The sequence below is a fragment of the Arthrobacter sp. SPG23 genome, from assembly GCF_000876655.1.
Lineage (GTDB): Bacteria > Actinomycetota > Actinomycetes > Actinomycetales > Micrococcaceae > Arthrobacter.
Window position 1 is genome coordinate 1 of the sequence record NZ_JYCN01000013.1, and the last position, 23,141, is coordinate 23,141.

At 67.0% G+C, this 23,141-nt stretch carries 9 protein-coding genes; all 9 read left to right on the plus strand.

Annotated features, from left to right (window positions below; translation table 11 throughout):
- A partial coding sequence (locus tag TV39_RS06040; protein WP_043479670.1) for an Ig-like domain-containing protein occupies positions 1-5,601 on the plus strand: 5,601 nt, incomplete at its 5' end.
- Between the two features lie 154 nt (positions 5,602-5,755).
- A complete protein-coding gene (locus tag TV39_RS06045) occupies positions 5,756-11,860 on the plus strand; it encodes an Ig-like domain-containing protein (protein ID WP_043479672.1) in 6,105 nt (2,034 codons plus the stop codon).
- A 100-nt stretch (positions 11,861-11,960) separates the two neighbouring features.
- Complete coding sequence (locus tag TV39_RS06050; RefSeq protein WP_043479674.1) at positions 11,961-12,935, plus strand: AAA family ATPase; 975 nt, start codon at positions 11,961-11,963, stop codon at positions 12,933-12,935.
- Positions 12,936-13,001: 66 nt separating this feature from the next.
- Complete coding sequence (locus tag TV39_RS06055; protein ID WP_043479675.1) at positions 13,002-14,333, plus strand: DUF58 domain-containing protein; 1,332 nt, start codon at positions 13,002-13,004, stop codon at positions 14,331-14,333.
- Positions 14,330-16,939, plus strand: coding sequence for a transglutaminase family protein (locus TV39_RS06060; RefSeq protein ID WP_043479677.1), 2,610 nt, complete (start codon positions 14,330-14,332; stop codon positions 16,937-16,939). Before TV39_RS06055 ends, TV39_RS06060 begins: the two co-directional genes overlap by 4 nt.
- Positions 16,936-18,630 (plus strand): RDD family protein, encoded by a 1,695-nt coding sequence (locus TV39_RS06065; RefSeq protein WP_043479678.1) that lies wholly within the window; start codon positions 16,936-16,938, stop codon positions 18,628-18,630. The genes TV39_RS06060 and TV39_RS06065 overlap by 4 nt, the downstream gene beginning before the upstream one ends.
- A complete protein-coding gene (locus tag TV39_RS06070; RefSeq protein ID WP_043479680.1) occupies positions 18,627-19,664 on the plus strand; it encodes a PP2C family protein-serine/threonine phosphatase in 1,038 nt (345 codons plus the stop codon). Before TV39_RS06065 ends, TV39_RS06070 begins: the two co-directional genes overlap by 4 nt.
- Complete coding sequence (locus tag TV39_RS06075; protein ID WP_043479682.1) at positions 19,651-21,348, plus strand: FHA domain-containing protein; 1,698 nt, start codon at positions 19,651-19,653, stop codon at positions 21,346-21,348. Before TV39_RS06070 ends, TV39_RS06075 begins: the two co-directional genes overlap by 14 nt.
- On the plus strand, positions 21,345-23,099 hold the full coding sequence (locus TV39_RS06080; RefSeq protein WP_043479684.1) for a serine/threonine-protein kinase: 1,755 nt from the start codon (positions 21,345-21,347) through the stop codon (positions 23,097-23,099). The genes TV39_RS06075 and TV39_RS06080 overlap by 4 nt, the downstream gene beginning before the upstream one ends.
- The last annotated feature ends 42 nt before the right edge of the window (positions 23,100-23,141 follow it).

Here is a 23,141-nt window from a genome sequence, read left to right on the forward strand (position 1 = left end):
GCGGATCCGAAGTCGGGTGTTGTGACTGTGACGGCTGTTGACGCCAATGGCGCAGCGACCTCCACTGAGTCGGGCACGTGGGACGGGTTGAAGGGTGCGGGTGATCTGCAGCTGGCTGTGGTGGGGGATAAGCCGGTGGTCCTGGATGCGGGGCGGGGGAAGTTGTTCCTGCCGGGTGGTCGTGAGCTGGCGTTGGAGAATGCGCGGGATGCGAAGTTGCAGCAGTCCGGTCCGGGGTCGGATGTTGTTGCGGTGGCGACGCGGAAGGCGTTGTTGAAGCAGCCGTTGGATGGTTCGGCGGCGAAGGCGGTGTCGTTTGATGGTGAGGGTGTTCCGGCGGCGCCGGTGCAGCTGGGCGGGTGTGTTCATGCGGCGTGGTCGGGGGCGAACAAGTATGTCCGTGACTGTGTGAATGATGCTGATGATAAGAACGTTGAGGTGCCTAAGGCGAGTGCGTCGCCGTCGTATGTGTTCCGGGTGAACCGGGAGCTGGTGGTCTTGAACGATGTGAACTCGGGCAATGTGTGGCTGGTGAACCAGAACATGCAGCTGGTCAACAACTGGGACGACGTTATCCCGCCGCAGCAGACCTCGGATGACGCGGACAAGGACTCAGCGGACGAGGTGCAGCAGACCGTGCTGCCGGACCGGACCAAGCCCAACAGTGCGCCGGTTGCCAAACCGGACACCTTCGGAGTCCGCGCGGGCAAGACCGCCATCCTCCCCGTCCTGGACAACGACACCGACCCGGACGGCGACATCCTCACGGTCCGCGCCCCGGATGCGATCAGCTCCGGGCTCCTTGCCCCGATCTACGGTTCCACCGGTTTCCAGGTCAGCGTGCCGGCGGACAAGACCGGCTCCGAGACATTCAAATACTCCGTGGACGACGGCCGCGGCCTCAGCGCCTCCTCCGATGTCACCCTCAACATCATCCCGCCAGGGGAGAACTCGGCCCCCCGCCGGAAGCCGAACCGCAACACCACCCTGGTGGTGCAGGCCGGCAAGCTCGTCAGCCAGAACATCCTGACCGACTGGACCGACCCCGACGGCGACGACCTGTACGTCGTCAGCGCCACCAGCAGCGACCCCCGGGACCAGGTCAAAGCCCGGCCGGACGGACTGCTCAGCTTCCAGGACGGCGGCTCCGAGCCCGGCCGCAAAGTAGTCACCGTTACGGTCTCGGACGGCCAGTCCACTGCCGAAGACAAGGTCACCGTGGATGTGCGGGCCCCGGGAGCGCTTCCGCCGATCGCCAACGCAGACCACATCGTCGCCGTCGCGGGCGTGGACACGGTCATCGCCCCGCTGAAGAACGATTCGGACCCGCAGGGCGGCGCGCTCCGGCTCGCCCAGGTCACTCCCGACGGAAACTCCACTGCCACCATGGGAGCGGACCAGCAGACCTTCACCTTCAACTCCACTGCCGAGGGCGCCCACTATGTGACCTATCTCGTGACCAACGGCCCGGCCAGCGCACAGCAGTTGGTACGCGTGGACGTAGTTCCCGGCAACGGCGACGGCGCCCCCGTCGCCGTCCGCGACACCGCCCTGCTGCCCAGCGGCGGCAGTGTGCTGGTGGACGTCCTCGGCAACGATTCTGACCCCTCGGGCGGCGTGCTGGTGGTTCAATCCGTCACAGCGGCCGAGGGCCAGCCGGTCAGCGCATCGGTGCTGGACCACTCGGTCATCAGGATCACCGACATCCGGGCAGAGGGGCAGCTCAACGTCAAGTACACGATTTCGAATGGCAAGGCCTCCGCCAGCGGAGACATCGCCGTGCTGGTGGTGCCGGCACCGGCCAAGCTCCAGGCCCCGCAGGCCAAGCCTGACGAGGTATCGGTCCGGGCGGGCGACGTCGTCACCATCCCGGTGCTGGAGAACGACACCGACCCCAACGGCGGCAAGCTCACCCTTGAACCCGAACTGGCGCAGAAGCCCGACGACGCCGACGGCCGCATGTTCCGCTCCGGCGGCACCCTGCGCTTCATCGCCGGGGACGTTCCCAAGACGGTCTATGCGATCTACAAGGTCACCAATGAATCCGGGCAGTCGGACTCCCAGCAGGTCACCATCCGCATCCGTGCCCGCGACGACGAACGGAACACCCGTCCCGAGCCGAAGAACCTGACCGCGCGCGTGGTGGCCGGGATGGTGGTGCGGATTCCGGTGCCCTTGGACGGGATCGATTCCGACGGCGACTCCGTGCAGCTGATCGGCGTGGACAAGGCTCCGGCAATGGGAACGGCCGTGGTGAAGGACGGGTACCTCGAGTTCACTGCTACCGCAACGGCCGCCGGCACCGACACCTTCACCTACCGTGTCCGGGACCGGATCGGCGCCGAAAACACAGGCACCGTAATTGTCGGAATTGCCCCGCCGGAGGCCAACAACCAGAAGCCCATTGCGGTGGACGACGCCGTGGATGTCCGCCCCGGGCGCCAGATCGCCGTCGACGCACTCAGCAACGACTCGGACCCTGACGGCGACCCCATCGGCCTGGTGGCCAACGGCTTCGAGGCGCGCCCCGAACTCCGGGTCGAGAGCGCCGACGGGGGCAAAGTGCTGCTCACGGCACCCGGCGCCGCCGGCAACGAGAGCGTCAGCTACAAGATCCAGGACGACAAGAAGGCCCAAGGGAGCGCCGTGATCCGGGTACGGGTCAGTCCCGATGCCGCCCTCAAGTCCCCGGTCGCGCAGGACGATGTGGTCACTCCGGCCGAGACGCTGGGCAAATCCGCCGTCGACGTCCCGGTCCTCAAGAACGACTCGGACCCCGACGGCGTCGCCGCCGAACTCAAGGTCGCCCTGCCGGACGGCAACCCGAACGCGCGCGTCGGAGGTGACGGCAATGTCGTCGTGTCACTCGCCCCGAATGACCAGCTGGTTCCGTACACCGTCACCGACGTCGACGGCCAAAGCGCGACGGCGGTCATCTGGGTTCCAGGGCAGGGCGAGCAGTACCCCACCCTGGCCCGCACCGACGTCCTGGAAGTGATGGCCGGCAAAGAAGCGACCATCGACTTGGGCGAGTACGTCCGCGTACGGGACGGGCGCACCGCCCGGATCACCCAGGCGGACAAAGTACGCGTCCAGGGAGCGGACCCCGGGAACATCATCACCGGCAACGGAAACGCGCTGCGCTACGCGGCGCTTAGTGACTACGTGGGGCCGGGCTCTGTCACCTTTGAAGTGACGGACGGCACCGGCCCGGACGATCCGCAGGGGCTGACGTCCACGCTGACCGTCATCACCCGGGTAATCCCGGACCCCAATGCCAACCACGAGCCCACGTTCAGCGGAACCGACCTCGAGGTGCCGCTGGCCGAAACTGCCAGCCTGGAACTGGGCAACCTGGCCAAGGACGTTGACGAGGGGGACCAGGAGAAACTCGCCTTCGAGCTGGACGGCACCCTGCCGGAAGGTTTCAAGGCAACCATTGAGGGGCAGACGCTCAAGGTCAGCGCTGACTCCGGCATCGCCGCAGGCCGCAAGGGGATCATCCCACTCAAGGTGACCGACGGCCGCTCCGGCGCAGTGAAGGCTGCAGTGACCGCTACCGTCGTCACCTCCAACAGGCCGCTCCCCGCCGCCAACGAGGACGTCATCGACAAGGCCAACGCCGGCCGGACCGAGACCATCAACGTCCTCGCCAACGATTTCAATCCTTTCGGTGAAACCCCGCTGAAGATCATCTCTGCCACGGTCGAAACCGGTTCTGCCGCCGGTGCACCTGCCGTGAACGGGGACTCGATCACAGTCACTCCCGCCGAGGGCTCCAAGGGAGTCATGGTGATTCGCTACACCGTGCTGGACAAGACCGGGGACCCCTCCCGGCAGGCGAGCGGCCGTGTGCGCATCACCGTCCGGGACAAACCGGATGCCCCCTCGGCCCCGTCCGCGACGGACGTGCGCAGCCGCACCGCCGTACTCAAGTGGGCGCCGCCGTCGGACAACGGCGCGGCCATCAGCAAATACACCGTTACGTCCAGCGGCTTCAGCCAGGACTGTGCCACCACCACCTGCACACTCAGTGGCCTGACCAACGACGTCAAGTACGTTTTCACCGTCACGGCCACCAACGAAGTGGGGGTCTCGGCGGCATCGGTGGCGTCCAACGAGATCAGGCCGGATGAGAAGCCCTCGCCGCCGGAGGCACCCACCGTCAAAGCCGGCGACAAGAATATGGTCATTGCCTGGCCTGCGGCGAAGACCGAGGGCTCAGCCGTCAAGGGCTACAACCTGGAGATTTCGCCGCCGCCGGCCAACGGGGTTGCCGTGAAAAACGGGGTCACCGGCCTCAACTACAACTGGCCGGGACTGACCAACGGCGTACGCTACAAGGTCCGCGCCCAAGCCGTCAACGAGCTTGGCCCCTCCGACTGGGGCATCTACTCGTCCGAAGACAATCCTGCCGGGGTGCCCGCGGCTCCGGCAGCGCCGACGTCTGCCGTGGCCTCAGCCGTCGGAACCACGAACCAGCTGCGCGTTAACTGGTCGGAACCCGACACCAACGGTGATCCGATCAGGAACTACTTCGTCACGATGAGCGGAGGCGGCGGAGCGCCGCAGACCCAGACAGTTGCGGGCACAGTGCGAACCGCAAACTTCACGGCAAACAACTCCGAAGCTGAGTACACCTTCACCGTGCAGGCCGAAAACAAAGCCGGAAAGGGTGCAGTCAGTCCGCCATCCGCGCCGCGGCGCGCCACCGGCAAACTCGGCCAGGTCTCGGGGGTCAGCGTTACCCCGGCAGACACCGGGGGAGCAGGGCGGAAGGTGACCATCAACTTCAAGGAGCTGACCGCTGCCGAACGCAACGGCTCTGCCTACGGTGAAGTCAGCTACAGCTACAACGCCAGCACCGGCCAGGGCGGACCCATCAAGCCCGGGCAAACCGTGGGAGGCTTCACGAATGGTGACGCCACATCCATCACCGTGGTGGCCAACTCCACCGTGGCACCAAGCTCGGACGCCAGCGCCGCAGCCAAGGCCACGCCGTACGGCGCCCCGGGTACGCCCTCGGTGTCGGGCCAGAACGGCGGCCAGAACCAGAAGTCCCTTAGCTTCAGCTGGTCCTCACCGTCGACGGCGACGAACGACGTCGCTTACACACGGATCAATATCGACGGCCGGGGCTGGGAAACTGTCGCGGCGTCCGGAACACGGACGGTGAACACCGGCGGCTTTGACGAACGGCACTCGATCCAGGTGCAAACCGTCAACTCCGTGGGCACCGGCGGGCCCGTTGCCCAAGCCACGGCCCAGTCCGGCCCGGCCAAGACAAATTGGGACACGGCGGTCAACGGTTACCGCACGTGCACTGACGCGCCTGCCTCCGGGCAAACCTCGTGGCGGTCGCCGACGAACGCGGAACATACCTGCGACGGAGTCATCCGTGGCTATCCCTGGATCTACGGCTCCGGGCCGTCCTTCACGGTCAACTGTTTCATGTGGCGCACTGTGCCTGACGCCCGCGGGACCTATAAGTGGTACCGCATCAATACGCATCCTGACGGCCGCTTCGTGGGCCGCACCATCCAGGTCGGCAATACCACCCTGGGCGAACCCGAGGGTCACGGGATTCCGCAATGTTCATGACGGGCGTAACCGCAGGTCAGGCGGCTGGGGAGTGCTCCCCATCGCAGTCCCGCGGAAGGTTGGGTAGGCTGTCGCGGGAAACAGAGAGCCCGGTACCGGGTCTTTGGAAACGCTGCCCTGGGGGCGGCTGCGATTTTGAGGGATTTGAAAACTTGTGACAACTCTGTTCGGCAAGCTGGGTCTCAAGGAGCGCCGCAGGAAGTTGGTTTCGGGCACGGTTTTTGCGGTGGCCGGTGCTGCGTTGGTGGCTGGTGCGATTATTTATCCGGGGTTTAAGACCACTGAGGTGGAGTTGAACGACGGCGGCGTTTGGGTTGTCAGCAAAGCCAGGAATGCTGTGGGCCGGTTGAATTATCCGTCGCGTGTTTTGGATGGTGCGGTGACGCCGGCGAGTACGACGTTCGATATCCTGCAGAACTCCGGGAACGTTTTTGTTGACGATGAGACCGGTTCGACCCTGAATCAGGTGTCGCCGGCGAATATGCAGCTGGGCGGGGATAAGCAGTTGCCGGGTTCGGCTGATGTCAGTTTTGGTTCGTCGGTCATTTCGGTGACGGATCCGGCCAAGGGCAAGGTGTGGGCTCTGTCGCCGTCGACGGTGAACGGTTTCGATGAGGAGGCCTCTGAACCGGTGCTGGCCGGTTCGGAGGGCCTGGTGTCCGCTGTCGGTGCGGATAACCGGATTTACAGTGCGGATCCGAAGTCGGGTGTTGTGACTGTGACGGCTGTTGACGCCAATGGCGCAGCGACCTCCACTGAGTCGGGCACGTGGGACGGGTTGAAGGGTGCGGGTGATCTGCAGCTGGCTGTGGTGGGGGATAAGCCGGTGGTCCTGGATGCGGGGCGGGGGAAGTTGTTCCTGCCGGGTGGTCGTGAGCTGGCGTTGGAGAATGCGCGGGATGCGAAGTTGCAGCAGTCCGGTCCGGGGTCGGATGTTGTTGCGGTGGCGACGCGGAAGGCGTTGTTGAAGCAGCCGTTGGATGGTTCGGAGGCGAAGGCGGTGTCGTTTGATGGTGAGGGTGTTCCGGCGGCGCCGGTGCAGCTGGGCGGGTGTGTTCATGCGGCGTGGTCGGGGGCGAACAAGTATGTCCGTGACTGTGTGAATGATGCTGATGATAAGAACGTTGAGGTGCCCAAGGCCAGTGCGTCGCCGTCGTATGTGTTCCGGGTGAACCGGGAGCTGGTGGTGTTGAACGATGTGAACTCGGGCAATGTGTGGCTGGTGAACCAGAACATGCAGCTGGTCAACAACTGGGACGACGTCGTCCCGCCCAAGAACCAGTCCAACGACCAGGACCAGGAATCTGCGGACAACAACACGATCAACATCCTGCCGGACCGCACCAAGCCCAACCGTCCGCCGGAAACCAAACCCGACACCGTCGGCGTCCGGCCGGGGCGCACCACTATCCTCAGCGTGCTGGACAATGACTCCGATCCCGACGGCGACGTCCTGACGGCATCCGTGGGCGGTTCCGGGCCGACGTCGGGCACACTGCAAAGCATCTACGGCGGCACGGCCTTCCAGATCAACGTTCCGGCGGACGCCAAGCCCGGCTCCGAAACCTTCGGCTACAACGCGGCGGACGGCCGCGGGCTCTCCGCCGGCGGACAGGTCTCCCTGAACATCGTCGGCGCTGACGAGAACAAGCCGCCCGTCTTCAAGCGCGGCGACCCCACCACCATGCTGGTGGAACAGGGCAAAACCGTCAGCCAGAACATCCTGACCGACTGGACCGACCCCGACGGCGACGACCTCGTGCTGCTGGACGCCAAGGCGGACAACGACCAGGACCAGGTCAAGGTCCGCCGCGACGGGCTTCTCACCTACCAGGATTCCGGCGCCGCGCCCGGCAAGAAAACCGTCACGGTGTCCGTGTGGGACGGCCGCGACACCACCACCGGCCAGGTGGTGGTGAACGTGCAGCCGCCAGGCGCCCTGGCGCCGGTGGTCAATGCCGACCACGTGACCGCCGTCGTCGGCCAGGATCTGGTGATCGCACCGCTGAAGAACGACGTCGACCCCAACGGCGGAGCCCTGCGGCTCGCCCAGGTGGAAGCCTCCGGCCCGGCCGAACTCGGCCCCGTCACCGACGGCGGCACGTTCACCTTCCGCAGCGAAACCGCGGGCCCCGTCTACCTTACGTACATCGCCAGCAACGGTCCGCAAAGCAGCCAGGGACTCATCCGCGTGGATGTGGAATCAGGCAAGGACGCCGGCGATCCCGTGGCGGTCCATGACGTTGCGCTGATGCCGACCGGCGGCAGCGTGCTCCTTGACCCGCTGGCCAACGACTCCGATCCCTCCGGCGGAGTGCTGGTGTTGCAGTCGGTCCAGCTTCCGGAAAACACCACGGCCTCAGTGAGCGTGATCGACCACAGCGTGCTGCGCATCACTGACGTGCTGGGCACCAAAGACCCCTTCATGTTCCAATACACGATGTCCAACGGCAAGAAGTCCGCCACCGGAAGCGTCTCCGTGGTGCCGGTGCCGGCGCCCGCCGTCGTGGAAGCTCCCCAGCCTAAACCGGACGAAGTGAACGTCCGCGTCAACGACGTCGTCACTATTCCCGTGCTGGCCAACGACACCCATCCGCAGGGCCAAAAACTGACCGTGGATCCGGTGCTGCCGCAGGCAGTGGCGGAAGCCGACGGCAAGAGCTTCGTCTCCGAAAACACGCTCAGGTTCATCGCCGGACCCCAGCCCAAGACGGTTCGGGCCATCTACAACGCCGTGGACCCGCAGGGCCAGAAAAGCGCCGCGGCCGTCACCATCCACATCCTGCCGCTGGAAGGCGCCGAGAACTCCCGGCCGCAGCCGAAGAACCTGACGGCAAGGGTGGTGGCCGCCGGCTCTGTCCGCATTCCGGTGGACCTGGACGGCATTGATCCCGACGGAGACTCGGTCCAGCTGACCGGCATCGACAGCACCCCCGGCATGGGCACCGCCACTGTCGGCAGCAACTTCATCGACTTCACCGCGGCAGGCGACGGCGCGGGCACGGACACCTTCCGCTACAAGGTGGTGGACCGGCAGGGCGCCGTCAATACCGGCACTGTCACCGTAGGCATCGCGCCCCGCGGGGACGCGAACCAAAAGCCCATGCCCGTTGACGACGACGTCCAGGTCCGTCCCGGACGCCAGATCGCCGTGGACGCCATCGGGAACGACACCGATCCCGACGGCGACCCCATCGGCATTGTGGCCGACGGCATCGAGGCGCCCGCGGAACTCCAAGCAACCGTGAGCAAGGCCAGCGGACGAATCCTCCTGCAGGCTCCGGCGAGCGAGGGCACCGTCAACGTCCGCTACACGATCGTCGACGACCGCGGAGCATCGGCCCAGGCCACCATCCGGGTGAACGTCCGCGGTGACGTTCCGTTGAAGGCACCCATCGCACGGGACGACCGCGTGACCTCCGCACAGACCCTGGGCAAGACCGCCGTTGACGTGCCCGTACTAAAGAACGACGAGGATCCGGACGGAGTGGGCGAGAACCTGAAGATCGCCACGCAAGCCACCACCGCCCGGCCCGGCACCGACGGAAACATGGTGGTGGAACTGACCGAGCAGCCACAGCTGATTCCGTACACGGTGGAGGACGTGGACGGCCAGAAATCCACCGCCATCATCTGGGTGCCGGGCATCGGCCAGCAAGTGCCGACGCTTGCCAAGGACGAGGTGCTCGAGGTCGTTGCCGGCCAGTCGGTAACGGTCGACCTGAAGGAATGGGTGAAGGTCCGCGACGGAAAGTCCCCGCGACTGACCCAGACAGACCGAATCAAGCTCATCGGCTCCGACGGCGGCGACCCTGTTGCCGGCAACGGCACTGCGATCAGCTACACCGCTGGCCAGGACTATGTGGGGCCCGGCTCCATCAGCTTTGAAGTCACGGACGGCACCGGCCCGGATGATCCGGCCGGACTGAAATCGACCCTCAGCATCCGGACCAAGGTCCTGCCGGACCCGAACCGGAACAACCCGCCCACCCTGCTGGGAAGCTCGGTGGACGTGCCGAAGGGGGAGTCCGCGGAGCTGGACCTTGGCCGGCTGACCTCGGACCCCGACCGGGACGACGTGGACAACATGAAGTATGAGCTGGTGGGCGACGGCCCCGCCGGCTTCAACTCCCGCATTGACGGCAAGGTCCTCAAAGCGTCAGTCGACGGTGCCATGGCCACAGGCACCTCGGGCGCCGTGCAGGTCAAGGCGAAGGATCCGCGGGGACTGGAAGCAACCGCGACATTCCAGCTTGCCGTCACGGCCTCCAACCGGCCGAAGCCGGTGGCGAGTGACGACGTCGAGCCCAACGCGGCCGCCGGCAAGGCCGTGTCCGTGAATGTCCTCGCCAACGACTCCAACCCGTTCCCGGAAACGCCGCTGAAAATCGTGCAGGCGTCCGTCGAAACCGGACTCGGCAACGTGGAAGTATCCGGAAGCGACGTCACCGTGACTCCCGCTTCCGGCTTCACCGGAACGCTGGTGGTGGCCTACACCGTAGAGGACAAGACAGGGGAGGCCTCCCGGCACGCCACGGCCCGGCTCCGGTTGACGGTCAAGGACAAACCGCTGGCACCTGCCACGCCGCAGGCCCAGAGCGTGGGCGACCAGACGGCCCTGCTGAACTGGACTGCGCCCGCGGACCGAGGCTCACCCATTACCAGGTACACGGTCTACGGCGAGGGCGGCTACAAGCAGGACTGCCCGGCGAACTCGTGCACGCTCACCGGTTTGACCAACAACACCAAGTACCACTTCCAGGTGACGGCCACGAATGAGTTCGGCGACTCCGACCGGTCCCCGGCTTCGGCCGAAGTCCGCCCGGACGTCAAGCCCGACACCCCGGTTGCCCCTGCGCTGAAGTTCGGGGACAAGCAGCTCAGCGTGACGTGGACGGCTCCGGCCAGCAAGGGCTCGCCCGTCAAGTCCTACGACCTGGAAATCTCACCTGCTCCGGCCGGGCAGAACGCCCAGATCCAGAACCTGACTTCGCTCAGCTATGTGTGGAAGGGGCTGCAGAACGGCGTTTCCTACAAGGTGCGTGTCCTCGCGCGGAACGATGCCAAGGAACCCTCCGAGTGGAGTGCCTACTCCGCCGCGGAAATCCCTGCCGGCGTCCCGGTTACTCCGGGCGCTCCCAGTGCGGCAGCGGCGCAGTCCGTCGGTACGCAGAGCCAGCTCAGGGTGACCTGGACGGCGCCGAACAACAACGGCGATGCCATCTCGGCGTACACACTGACCACGCTGAGGGGCGGGGCCGTCGTCGCCACCCAGCAGGTCGCCGGGACGTCGCAGAACGTCACGGTGGACAACTCCGAGTCGGGTTACACCTTCACCGTGTCGGCCACCAACAAGGCGGGCACCTCCGGCACGAGCGCGCAATCCGCGGCCGTCCGGGCGGTGGGCAAGCCGGACATGGTGGGCAAACCCACCGCGGCCCTCGTCGACACCGGCGGAGACGGCGGGAGGATCGATGTGAGGTTCCCGGTGTTGACAGATGCCCAGCGCAACGGATCGACTCCTGGTGAAATCACCTACAAGTACCGTCTGACGTCGGGCGGCGGCAGCGGAAACATTGCTGCCGGCGGAGCAGTCGTCCCGGCTGCCAACGGCACGGATACCGCCGTCGTTGTGTGGGCCGTCTCGTCCCGCAGTTCCACGGCCGGTGACGCAAGCCCTGCGTCCAACACCGTCAACCCTTACGGGCTCGCTTTCGCGCCGACCGTGACGGGCAGCAACAGCAGCGGCGTCGGGGACAGGACCGTTTCCTGGAACTGGAACCAGCCGAGCGGTAACGGCCGTGCGGTGACGGGCTACCAGTACAGCCTGGACAACGGACCCTGGCAGGACACCGGGCAGCGGTCGTTCTCGAAGACCGTAGGCTTCAGCGAAACCCATCGCCTTGAGGTCCGTGCCATCAGCGCGGGCCAGGCGGGGCGCATCGGCAGCGATACCTCGCGCAGCGGGGCGGAGCCGCCGCCGCCGGCACCGACGTCGTGGGACATCAGGGCGACCCCGGTCAGGACCTGCACGGAGGCGAATAGCAGCACGAACAGCTACCGGAACACTAACCCGGACCAGTGCCTCAGCCCCGGACGGTGGTTCGACACCGGCTATACGGCGCAGGCCGACTACTACGTGCAGTGGGGTACCAGGATCTGGTACCACCTCACCTCAGGAGCCGCCAGCGGCAACTTCGCCCGCGGCGACACCACGTCCCTGGGCACAAACCCGCCGGCCGGCATGCCCAAGCGGTAATGCCGGGGTAATCAGGGCCCAAGCAAACAATTAGACTAATCGCTGGACGAAGCGGGCATCGGCCCGCCGCGTCAGCCGACACCCGGAAGAGGACCTACCCATGACCATGACAACTGAGCAGGCCGACTGGTTTGCAGGAACGTTCGAGAAGCTCGTTGCCAACGTAGGACAGGCCGTGCTGGGCAAGTCGCACGTCATCCGCCTGACCTTCACCGCCATGCTGGCCGAAGGGCACGTGCTCTTCGAAGACGCGCCCGGAACGGGCAAGACCTCACTGGCCCGGGCCCTCGCGGCCACGGTGCAAGGCTCCAACAACCGCATTCAGTTCACCCCGGACCTCTTGCCGTCGGACGTCACGGGCGTGACCATCTACGACCAGAAGACGCAGAAGTTCGAGTTCCACAAAGGCCCCATCTTCAACAACATCGTGCTGGCGGACGAAATCAACCGGGCCTCGCCCAAGACGCAGTCCGCACTCCTGGAGGTCATGGAGGAATCGCGGGTCACGGTGGACGGCACCACATACGAGGCCGGCCGCCCGTTCATGGTGATGGCAACCCAGAACCCGATCGAGCAGGCGGGCACCTACCGCCTGCCCGAAGCCCAGCTGGACCGCTTCCTGATCAAGACGTCCATTGGCTACCCGGACCACGCGTCCACGGTGCAGTTGCTGGGCGGCGCCAACCTCAAGGACCGGTCGAAGGAAATCAACCCCGTGATCACGACGCAGGCAATCGGGGACATGGCTGACCTGGCCGCCACGACGCACGTGGACACCGCAGTGCTGGAATACATTTCCAGGCTTTGCGAGGAGACCCGCAGCGCCCCGGAAACCCGCCTCGGCGTTTCCGTCCGCGGCGCGCTGGCGATGGTCCGTGCCTCAAAGGTCTGGGCGGCCAGCCAGGGCCGAAACTTCGTGCTCCCGGACGACATCAAGGACCTCGCATCCGTGGTCTGGACCCACCGGCTGGTGATGGATCCGGAAGCCGAGTTCTCCGGTGCCACAGCCGAGGCCGTGTTGACGCGCGTCCTGTCCGAGGTGGCAGCACCGCAGCAGCGCGCCGCTGTCGTCTAGCCCCGACAGCCCCGGCGCCGCGGGATCCCGGTACCCCTGTAAACCAGCACGAACAAAGGCACCCATATGTCCCCCAGCACTCCGCTGACCCGGCTTGCTGAACAGCTGCAACGGCCCTTTCGCCGCGACGGCCGGCCCACCCGGCTCCATCCCGCCTCCCTCTGGTCCGAGGCAGTCGGCACAGCCGGCCTCGCATTGGCACCCGCCGGGTCCAAAGCCCGGGAACTCTGGCTGAGATACGTCTGGCCGGTACTTTCGGTGGTGAGCGTTTTGGGCTGGTCCGTCCTGGCCGCATCCATCCTGCTGTGGAGCGTGGGCCAGTCCTATGGCTGGCAGGAGGCGAAGGCAGCCGCCGTGGCGGCCTTCGTCCTCTTCGTCCTTGCCGTCGGATTCATCCTGGGCCGCTCCTCCTACGGAGTGGTGTTGGACCTCGCCAGGACCAGGGTGGCCGTGGGGGACAGCGCCGTCGGCAGCATCGCGGTCTCCAATACTTCGGCGCGCCCCCTCCTGCCGGCCGCGCTGGAACTTCCCGTGGGAGCCGCCACCGCCGTGTTCCACCTGCCGCGGATGAAACCGCAGCAGGTCCACGAGGATCTCTTTACCATCCCCACCGCCCGCCGGGCCGTCATTGTGGTGGGCCCGGTGCGCTCCGTCCGCGCCGACCCCCTGCACCTGTTGCGACGCCAGGTGCTCTGGACGGAACCGGAAGACCTCTACGTGCACCCGCGGACCGTTGCCCTGGCCGGTTCGGCCGCAGGCTTCATCCGCGACCTCGAAGGCATGCCCACCACCGACCTGTCCAGCGCCGACGTTTCGTTCCACGCCCTCCGCGACTACGTGCCCGGCGACGACCGCCGCCACATCCACTGGAAAACCACCGCACGGACCAACAAACTCATGGTGCGCCAGTTCGAAGAGACCCGCCGCGCGCACCTCGCCATCTCACTGTCCATCAACACCGACGAGTACGACTCCGAGCAGGAATTCGAGATGGCCATTTCCGCCGCCGCCTCCATCGGACGCCAGGCCATCCGCGAACAGCGCGAACTCGACGTCCTCACCCAGAAGGGGCCCCTCCGGTGTGAAACCGGCCGGAACATGCTCGACGACATGACCCGGATCGTGGGCACACCGATGCGGAAGACCGCCGTCGACCTTGCCCGGACACTGGCGGACACGGTCCCCAACGCTTCGGTGGTCTTCTTCGTGGTGGGCAGCCGGGTCACCCCCGCCCAGCTTCGCTCGGCAGCCGCATCCGTACCGCCGGGAGTCCGCAGCCTCGCTGTCAGGCTCCAGACCGGGGCCGCGCCCGCACGCGCCAACATCGCAGATCTTACGGTCCTGACGCTGGGGGACCTGTCCGACCTCGCCATCATCCTCAGAAAGGCGGCTGCATGAGCTCCGCGCCCGCTTCCCGCCCGCGCAAGCAGCCCGCGCAATCTCAGCCGTCCGCATTCAGCGACGGCCAGCCGGCCTGGCATTTCGCGCTCGACGCCGGGGCCCTGGTTGTCCTGCTGGGGCTGGGGGTCCTCGGGTTCAGCCTGAGCTTCGGCGGCGACCCCTACTATCTGATCGCGGGATTCGGCGGCATCCTGCTGGGCCTCGGCATAGCCGCAGCCAATGCCCACTTCAGGCTCGGGACGCTCATCACGGCCGCCGCCGTGCTCGGTTCCTACCTGGTTCTTGGAACACTGTTCGCCGTGCCGGATGCGGCCATCGCCGGCTTTGTACCCACCCTCGAGTCGCTTCGGACCCTGCTGCTGGGCGTCGTGTTTGCCTGGAAGGATATGCTCACCGTGGGTGTCCCGGTAGGCACCGCGGGCGGGATGCTCATCGTCCCGTTCCTTAGCGCCCTGCTCACTGCGCTGGCCGCGGGACTCATGACCTGGCGGCTGAAGAGCCCGTACTGGCCGCTGCTGCCCGTCCTGGTGCTCTTCGTGACCGGCATCGCCTTCAGCACCAACGCCGGCTTCCTCAATGTGGAACGAGGCATCTCCCTCACGGTGGTGGCCGTGGCGTGGGCAACGTTCCGCCGCGACGCACACCGGCGCAGCGACACACGCAAGGTGTCCGTCAACCGCCCTGAGGCGGATGCCGCCACCGCCCGCCGCGCCAAAGTGCGCCGGCTCGGCTCCGCCGCCGGCGTCATCGCCGCCTGCGTTGCCATCACCGCTGTGGCTTCGCCCCTGGTCACGGCCGGCGATGACCGGACGGTCCTTCGAAACGTGATAGTTCCGCCGTTCGACCCCAAGGACTACATCACCCCGCTGGCCAGCTTCCGCAACTTCGTCAAGGACAAGAAGGACGACAACCTGTTCGTGGTGAAGGGCCTGCCCCGGGACGGACGCGTCCGGCTCGCTGCCCTGGACGCGTTCAACGGCACCAACTACAACATGGACCCGGACAGCTCCGGCAACTTCAGCAAGGTGGGGGATGCCAAGTCCCTGAACACCCTGGCCGACTCCGACGGCATCGTCCCCAGCAACGATTACACCTTGGACATCACCATCGAGGACTACCAGGGGTACTTCCTGCCGGGCGGCCGCCGCACCACCGGGATCAGTTTCACCGGGGATTCCTCGGGTGCCGCGTCCGGGCTGTACTTCAACTCCGGAACCGACACCGCGGTCACCACCAAGGGCCTTGCGAAAGGCGATGCCTACACCGTCCAGGTGTCCGACCCCGCCAGGCTCGAACACGGCCAGCTGACACAGTACGACTTCGCCAAGGTTGCCCTCCCGGACGCCTCGGAGGTGCCGCCGGTAGTCGGCTCGCAGGCCAACGATCTGTCCGCCGATGCTCCGACGGCAATCGACCGCGTCCGCCAGGTCGAAGCCCATTTCCAGAAGAAGGGCGCCTTCAGCAACGGCCTGATCGACGAAGGCCAGCTGCCCAGCGTTTCAGGGCACGGATCGGCTCGCATCCGCAGCCTGCTGACCGCCAAGCAGATGCTGGGCGACGACGAACAGTACGCGGTGGCGATGTCCCTGATGCTCCGGCACCTGGGAATCCCCTCGCGCGTGGTGATGGGCTTCTACCCGGACCCCAAGAGCCCGGAAAACGGCGCCGGCGAAGTGAAGATCACCGGCAAGGACGTCCATGCCTGGGTTGAGGTCGCTTTCGACCGCGTCGGCTGGGTGTCCTTCGACCCCACGCCGCCCAAGGACAACGTCCCGATTCCGCCGGACCCTGAGAACAAGTCCAAGCCCAAGCCACAGGTCCTGCAGCCGCCGCCACCGCCGCAGGAGCCGGCCGACCTGCCGCCGGACTCTTCCCCGGATGCGCTGGACGCAGACGAGAAGAAGAACAATCCGTGGCTCTTCTGGGGACCCATCCTGACGGCCATCGGAATCGCGCTGATCCCCATCGGTATCCTGGCGCTGCCGCTGCTGCTCATCGCGCTGCTCAAGAGCCGGCGCCGCAAGGCCCGGTTCTCCGACGGTCACCCGGCGCAGCGCGTCGGCGGCGGCTGGAACGAAGTGGTCAGCCTCGCGACTGACATGGGCGCCGCCATCGACACCCGGGCCACACGGCGGGAGTCCGCCGTCGTCCTCGGTGAGGCTTTCCCGGGAACGGCGGGCACCACCACCTTGCTGGCCCGGCGCGCTGATGCCTCCATTTTCGGCGCCGGCCAGCCGAGCGAATCGGAGGTCCGTGAGTACTGGACCATCGTGGACGGTTCGCTGAAGGAAATGACGGCTACGGTCGGTTTTTGGAGACGGCAGGCTGCCCGGTTCTCGCCGCGTTCCCTCCTGTCCGACGGCCGGACCGCGCTCAACCTCCGCGGTCTCAAGCTTGTCCGCACGGCAAAAACGGATCCCGCCGGTAGGGTGGTTGACGGCCCGTCTTCGGCACCCGGCTCGAACGGTGCGCCGGACTCCCCGGCGGCCGGACCAGGACCGGCCCCCGCTGGCCAGACGACGTCCGGCCCGGCACCTTCCGGGCCGGAGAATGAACCCACCGTGCTGAGGCGCGATCTGAGAGAGAACCGCAACGAACCATGACGCATGACGCCGAGCGCTGCCAGCGCTGCCAGCAGTTGATTCGTCCGGGAGCGACGTTCTGCCCGGCCTGCGGCGCCCCGTTGAGCAACCGGGCCGCCCGCAACAGCCGCAACATCGACCACTCGCAGTGGGAACTGATGGAACGGGCCGCCGCGCATGGCAGCCGGATCCCCGGTAGTATCCCCGTAGTGCAGGCCCGGACGGAAGCCGCCGTACCGGGCGCCCAGGGACAGGCCGCCGGAACGGGCGGGCTCGGACCAGGAGTCCAGGCACAAGACGCCCAGGCACAGGGCGGGCACGTACTAGGGGGAGGTACCGGAATGAGTGGCAAGCTGGACGTGGTTCCCGCGGCGGCCGGACGACGCCTTGGCGCCGCGGTGCTCGACTGGGTGGGGCCGGCAGCACTTCTCATCGTGATGTTCACCATTGGATTCGCCAGCATCACCCGCACCCAGAGCGGCGGCTTCATCATTTACGACACGGCGATGCTGGTGCTGCTGGGCAGCATCGCCGTCGGCATCACCGTGGCCTACATGCTGGTGCTTCTCGGAATCGAGGGACGCTCCGGCAACACGATCGGCAACAGGCTGATGGGAATCCGCAGCACCGACCAGGACGGCTACGCCCCGGGCACCGGCGCCCTCTTCCTGCGCGGCCTCATCACCGGGGCCGGCATCCTCCTGGCAGTAGTGGCAGCGGTGTTTTTGGTGGTCTTCAAGTGGTTCGAAGCCGCCCTGTGGATCCTCGCGCCCCTGGTCCTGCTGGGTGTCGCGTGGGCCTTCATTGTGGTGGTGTCCAACGCCTGGGACAAGAACGGCAAGCTCAGGGGCTGGCACGATGCCGCAGCCAAGACCCTCATGTTCGATGTCAACGCCGGCCGGAACCCGCTGACCACCGGAGGCATCCAGGGCCCCTACAGCTTCGCGCCGCTGGACCTGCCCCCCGTGCAGCAGGTCACCTCACCGATTGCGGGTGCGGCCGCAAGGACCGGCCACGCCGTGACGGCACGCACCCCGGAAGCGCAGCAGGGGTTCAACCAGCCTGTCGCCATCCCGCAGCCGCCCCTGAACCCGAACCAGTGGCAGCCGCCGGCCGAGCCCCGGCCGTTGGCTGGCCCCGCCGCTGCAGCATCCGCTCCGCCAGCGCCCACCGCTGCAGCGCCCACCGCTGCAGCGCCCGCCGCTGTCCAGGCGCAGCCCGCGCCGGACCCGGTGCAGACCAAGACCCTGCCGGACCCGGCAGTCCAGAGCCCGGCAGCGCAGAGCCCGGCAGTCCAGGTGCCTTCGCCCGGCTGGGCCCTCCACCCCGATGACGACCACGACCGGACGCAGATGCGCGGGCAGACCGTTCCGGCCCCGGTGGCCGTGCTGCGGATCAGGCTGGACGACGGCCGCGATTTCCAGCTTGACCAGACGGTGCTCATCGGCCGGAATCCCAGCGGCTTTCCGGGCGAACACATTGCGCAGCTGCTCGCTGTGGCCGATCCCGGCCGGTCCATCTCCAAGACCCACCTGCACCTCCGCGAGGACAACGGGGGCGTCTGGGTCACCGACCGCAACTCAACCAACGGCAGCGCCGTCACCACTCCGGACGGCGTCCGGACTGCTTTGCAGGCCGGGGAACCAGCCTACGTACGCCCAGGGTCCACCGTGCACTTCGGTGACCGCACCTTCCACCTAGGACAGGCATGAATCCCCAGCCGGCAGCAGCCACCTCCGCAACGGGCCGGGAGCCCGGACTCCAACTGAGCTGCGGCTACGGTACCGACCGTGGCCTACGCCGGGAACTCAACGAGGATTCCTTCATCGCCTCCGACCCCGTGTTTGCGGTCGCCGACGGCATGGGAGGCCATGAAGCGGGCGAAATCGCCAGCGGAATATGCGTGCGGACGCTCGCCGGAATGCCGCAGCTGGCCACCGGGGAAAGGACGGCCACAGCCGCCGTCGTCCAGCAGTATCTCGTCAGCGCGGACGAACGGATCCGCACCGCCACCGGCTCACGGGCCGGCACCACGCTCTCCGGGGTAGTGGTTGTGGAACAGATGGGCGTCCCGTACTGGCTGGTCATGAACATCGGCGACTCCAGGACCTACCGGCTGAGCCAGGGCGAATTCGCGCAGGTCACCGTTGACCATTCCGAAGTCCAGGAGCTCGTGGACGCCGGCGAAATCACCAGGGAACAGGCGGCGGTGCACCCCCGCAGGCACGTGGTGACCCGCGCCCTGGGGACCGGCGACGAGACGGAAGCTGACTACTGGCTGCTGCCCGTCGAGGAAGGCGACCGTATCATGATCTGCTCCGACGGGCTGAACGCCGAGCTCACGGACGATCACATGTTCCGCATCCTGAGCACCGTCGGCCACCCCCAGGATGCCGTCGACGCCCTCATCCAGGCCGCGCTGCGCAGCGGCGGGCGCGACAACGTCACCGTGATCGTTGTGGACGCCAAGAACGTGATGAACGACGCCGGAACGGACACCGCGCCCCGGCCTGCCACGGGCGTCGAAGACGAGGACACACTGCCCCGCACCCAGGTGCTGGACAGCGCTGAGGTGGACAGCGACGGGCTGGACAGTACCGAGGTGGACACCGAGGAGCTCCCCGAGGCTCCCGGGGCCGTGCAGCCCGCGGACGCGCCGGTGTCCGCTGAAAAGCCCGCGGACGATCCGGAGACCGGGAACCACTCCGCAACCGACCACGAGGGCCGCCACGATGGTCGCAACTAACTACACCCCGGGGACCTGGCTTGGTGTGATCCGGGCAGGGACCGCTGTGCTGCTGCCGCCCGCGACTCCGTCCGCGCTGGTGGACTCGCTCTGGGAACTCCTGGGCGGCGAGCCTGAAGCACACGAAGTGCTGCACGCGGTGACCAGCGCCTCCTCAGGTTCGCTGGCGCAGATTCCCTGGTTCGGCATTGTGGACTTCCGGGAGTCCCTGCGGGTCTTCCTCCGCGGCGACGTCGAGCTGACCGCACGCCTCGCCGCAGGAGCGGTGGAGTTGAACGGCAGCGACGTCACCACCTGGACGGAGCGGCGGCTCAGCGAACCGCAATGGTACAAAGTGTCGGTTCCGGACAACGCGGCCGGTGCAGCTGAACTCCCGCTGGGGGAGGGGGTTGTCCTGCTGCAGAGCCTCACCGTGGATTGCGTTCCCGCTGACGCCGTGCCCGCTGAGCCAGTGGTTGTTGAACAGGTGCCTGTCGGACAGGCGGTTGTTGAGCCAGTGCCTGTTGAACAGGTGCCTGCTGAACACGGTGCATCAGCCGAAACCGTGATGGGCATTCCCGACGAAGACCTCCAGATCACGGATGACGGAGTCACCGTGCTGCCGCATGACGCGGGTTCGGATGACGCGGGTTCGGAAGATGCAGGATCGGACGACGCCGGTACGGATGTGCCCGATACCCCCGCCCCTGCTGAATCGCAGGACCCGTTTCCAGCGAACGAGCTGACGGGAAGTTACGACCACCTGTGGGAGAAGACCGTGGTGCGCCGCATTGAGGACGCCGCGGTGCGGGACGAGCCCGAGGACGAGCCTGCCGTTGCCGCTGCCGAGGCTGCGGACAGCCCGGAAGAAACCGCTGACGGCGACGGCGATCAGGAACCGGCTGCCCCGAAGCAACAAAAGAATGCCCCCGGGCAGCAGCCGGCCCCGGCCCAGCCCGCTGCCCCAGCCCAACCCCTCATCCCTGCAAGCCAGGGCGGCCTGATCGATTCCGTTCCCTGGAACACCGGCGGCGACAAGCCCGCCCGGCCCTCAGGGCCGCCGTCGTTCGGTGCCGGATCTTCAGCTGCCGGATCCCAAGACATGACGGGCTGGGGCAGCCCGGCGGCAGTGCCGCCGGCACTCGAAGGCGACCACGACGGCGAAACGATCATGAAGAGCGACCTCGCCGGGCTCGGGACCTCACCGCAGGTGCGCGCCCCGGCAGGCGGAAACGAACCGGCCACCGGGCCCATGGTCCTGGCCCGTGTCTGCCCGCAGGGCCACGCCAACCCGCCCACGCATTCACAGTGCGCCGGCTGCGGCATGGCGCTGGCGTCGGACGCGGTGCAGGTCCGGAGGCCGCGGCTGGGCCGCGTCCGGGTGTCAACCGGTGAACTGATCGACCTGGACCAGTCGTTGGTGATCGGCCGCCAGCCGTCAGTATCGAGGGTCCAGGGCGGAGGCATGCCGCGGCTCGTCCAGGTGGCCAGTCCCAGCGGCGACATTTCCCGCTCCCATGTTGAGGTCCGCCTTGAAGGCTGGCACGTGATGCTGTGCGACCTCAAGGCCACGAACGGCACCGTCCTGGTCCGGGAGGGGCAACCGCCCAGGCGGCTCGCCCAGAACGAGATGGCCATCCTTCTTGACGGTGATATTGCAGAACTCGGCGATGACGTGTCGCTGCGGTTCGAGGAGATTCTATGAGTACCAAGCGGCCAGTAGCACCGCCGCCCGCCATTCCCGGATTCACGTACGTCAGCCTCCTTGGTTCGGGCGGCTTCTCCGACGTCTACCTGTACGAACAGGACAGGCCGCGCCGCAAGGTGGCCGTCAAGGTGCTTCTCTCCGACCTGAAGACAGAGGGTGCCCGGCGCCGCTTCGAATCCGAAGCAAACCTCATGGCGCAGTTGTCCTCGCACCCCTACATCGTCACCATCTTCGAAGCCGAGGTCACCGAAGACGGCCACTCCTACCTGGCCATGGAGTACTGCTCCCGGCCCAGCCTGGACGTCCGCTACCGCCGCCAGCGGTTCAGCGTGGACGAAGTGCTTGCTGTCGGGATCCAGGTGGCCTCCGCCGTCGAGACCGCCCACCGCGCCGGCATTGCCCACCGCGACATCAAACCGGCCAACATCCTGGTCACTGACTACAACCGTCCGGCACTGACTGACTTCGGCATCTCCGGCACGCTGGGCAGCGACACGGATGAGGACGCCGGGATGTCCATTCCGTGGTCCCCGCCGGAGCAGTTCCGGGACGGCCCGGTGGACGGCGTCATGGTGGACGTCTGGGCCCTGGGCGCCACGCTGTACACCCTCCTGGCCGGACGCTCGCCGTTCGTCCTGCCGGGAGCCGACAACTCCCAGCGCGAACTGATTTCCCGGATCACCAACTCGCCCGTGCCCCGGCTGGGGCGCGCGGATGTTCCCGAATCGCTGGAACTCGCGCTGGCCACGGCGATGGCGAAGTCGGCCGCTTCGAGGTACTCCTCGGCCCATGCCTTTGCGCTGGCACTGCAGCGGATCCAGGCCGAACTGAATCTCTCTGTCACGCCCTTCGAGGTCCTCGAGGACGCCCACGCAGAGGAAAGCCATCCGGATGACGGCTTCGAAGAGACCCGGGTCCGCAGCATCGCCTCGGTGGACCCCGACCAGACGGGGAACACTCCGACGTTCCCGGCCAGGACACGTCCTTCAGCGCCCTCTGCCTACACTCCGGTCGTGCCAGCGGTCCCGCCGGCAGGGCCCGCTCCCGGGCCTGTCCCGGGACCGGGCGCACGTCCGGACCAACACGATGACTGGTCGCAGGGCACCATGCTGCGGGGGAGCGTAGCGTCAGGGCTGCGGCCCGGCGGCGGCCACGATGCGGCCGACGACGCCACCGTCCACCGTGGCGCTCCCGGCCGCCCGGCCGGGTGGCAGTCCGGTCCTGCGGGCCGGGACGAGCGGGGCGACGAGCCTGTGGCCGCCACCGTCAACAGGCCGCAGGCGCTGCAGGAGGCGACAGCCGAAGAGCCTGCTGACCACAGCAAACGGAACCTCTGGCTGGCCGTGGCCGGCGGTGCCGTGCTCGTCGTCGCCGTCGTGGTGGGGTTGGTGCTGGGGGCATCCCGGCCGGAACCTGTTGCCGAACCCACCGGACAGGTTTCCAAACCGCCGGCGGATGCCATCGGTGAGGGGACGGTACCTGACGTAGTGAACCTATCCGGCATGTTGACCAGCACCGGAAAGGTCCGGTTTACATGGGTCAATCCGGACCCTCGGCCCGGGGACACTTACAAGTGGTTTTTGTCGACTGACGGCCCCAGCAAGGACTACAACGCCACCACAACGCCCGAGGCGGAAGTGGCTCTCGGATCCCGCGATTTCGCATGTATTGGGGTAATGATCGTGCGTCGCGACGGGTCGGCGTCTCCCATGGAGCCCGACGCAGCCTTTCAGTGCGCCCCCCAATGACTGTGATTGGCGCACGTCGCCAGGACGGCGCCACGCACCGGA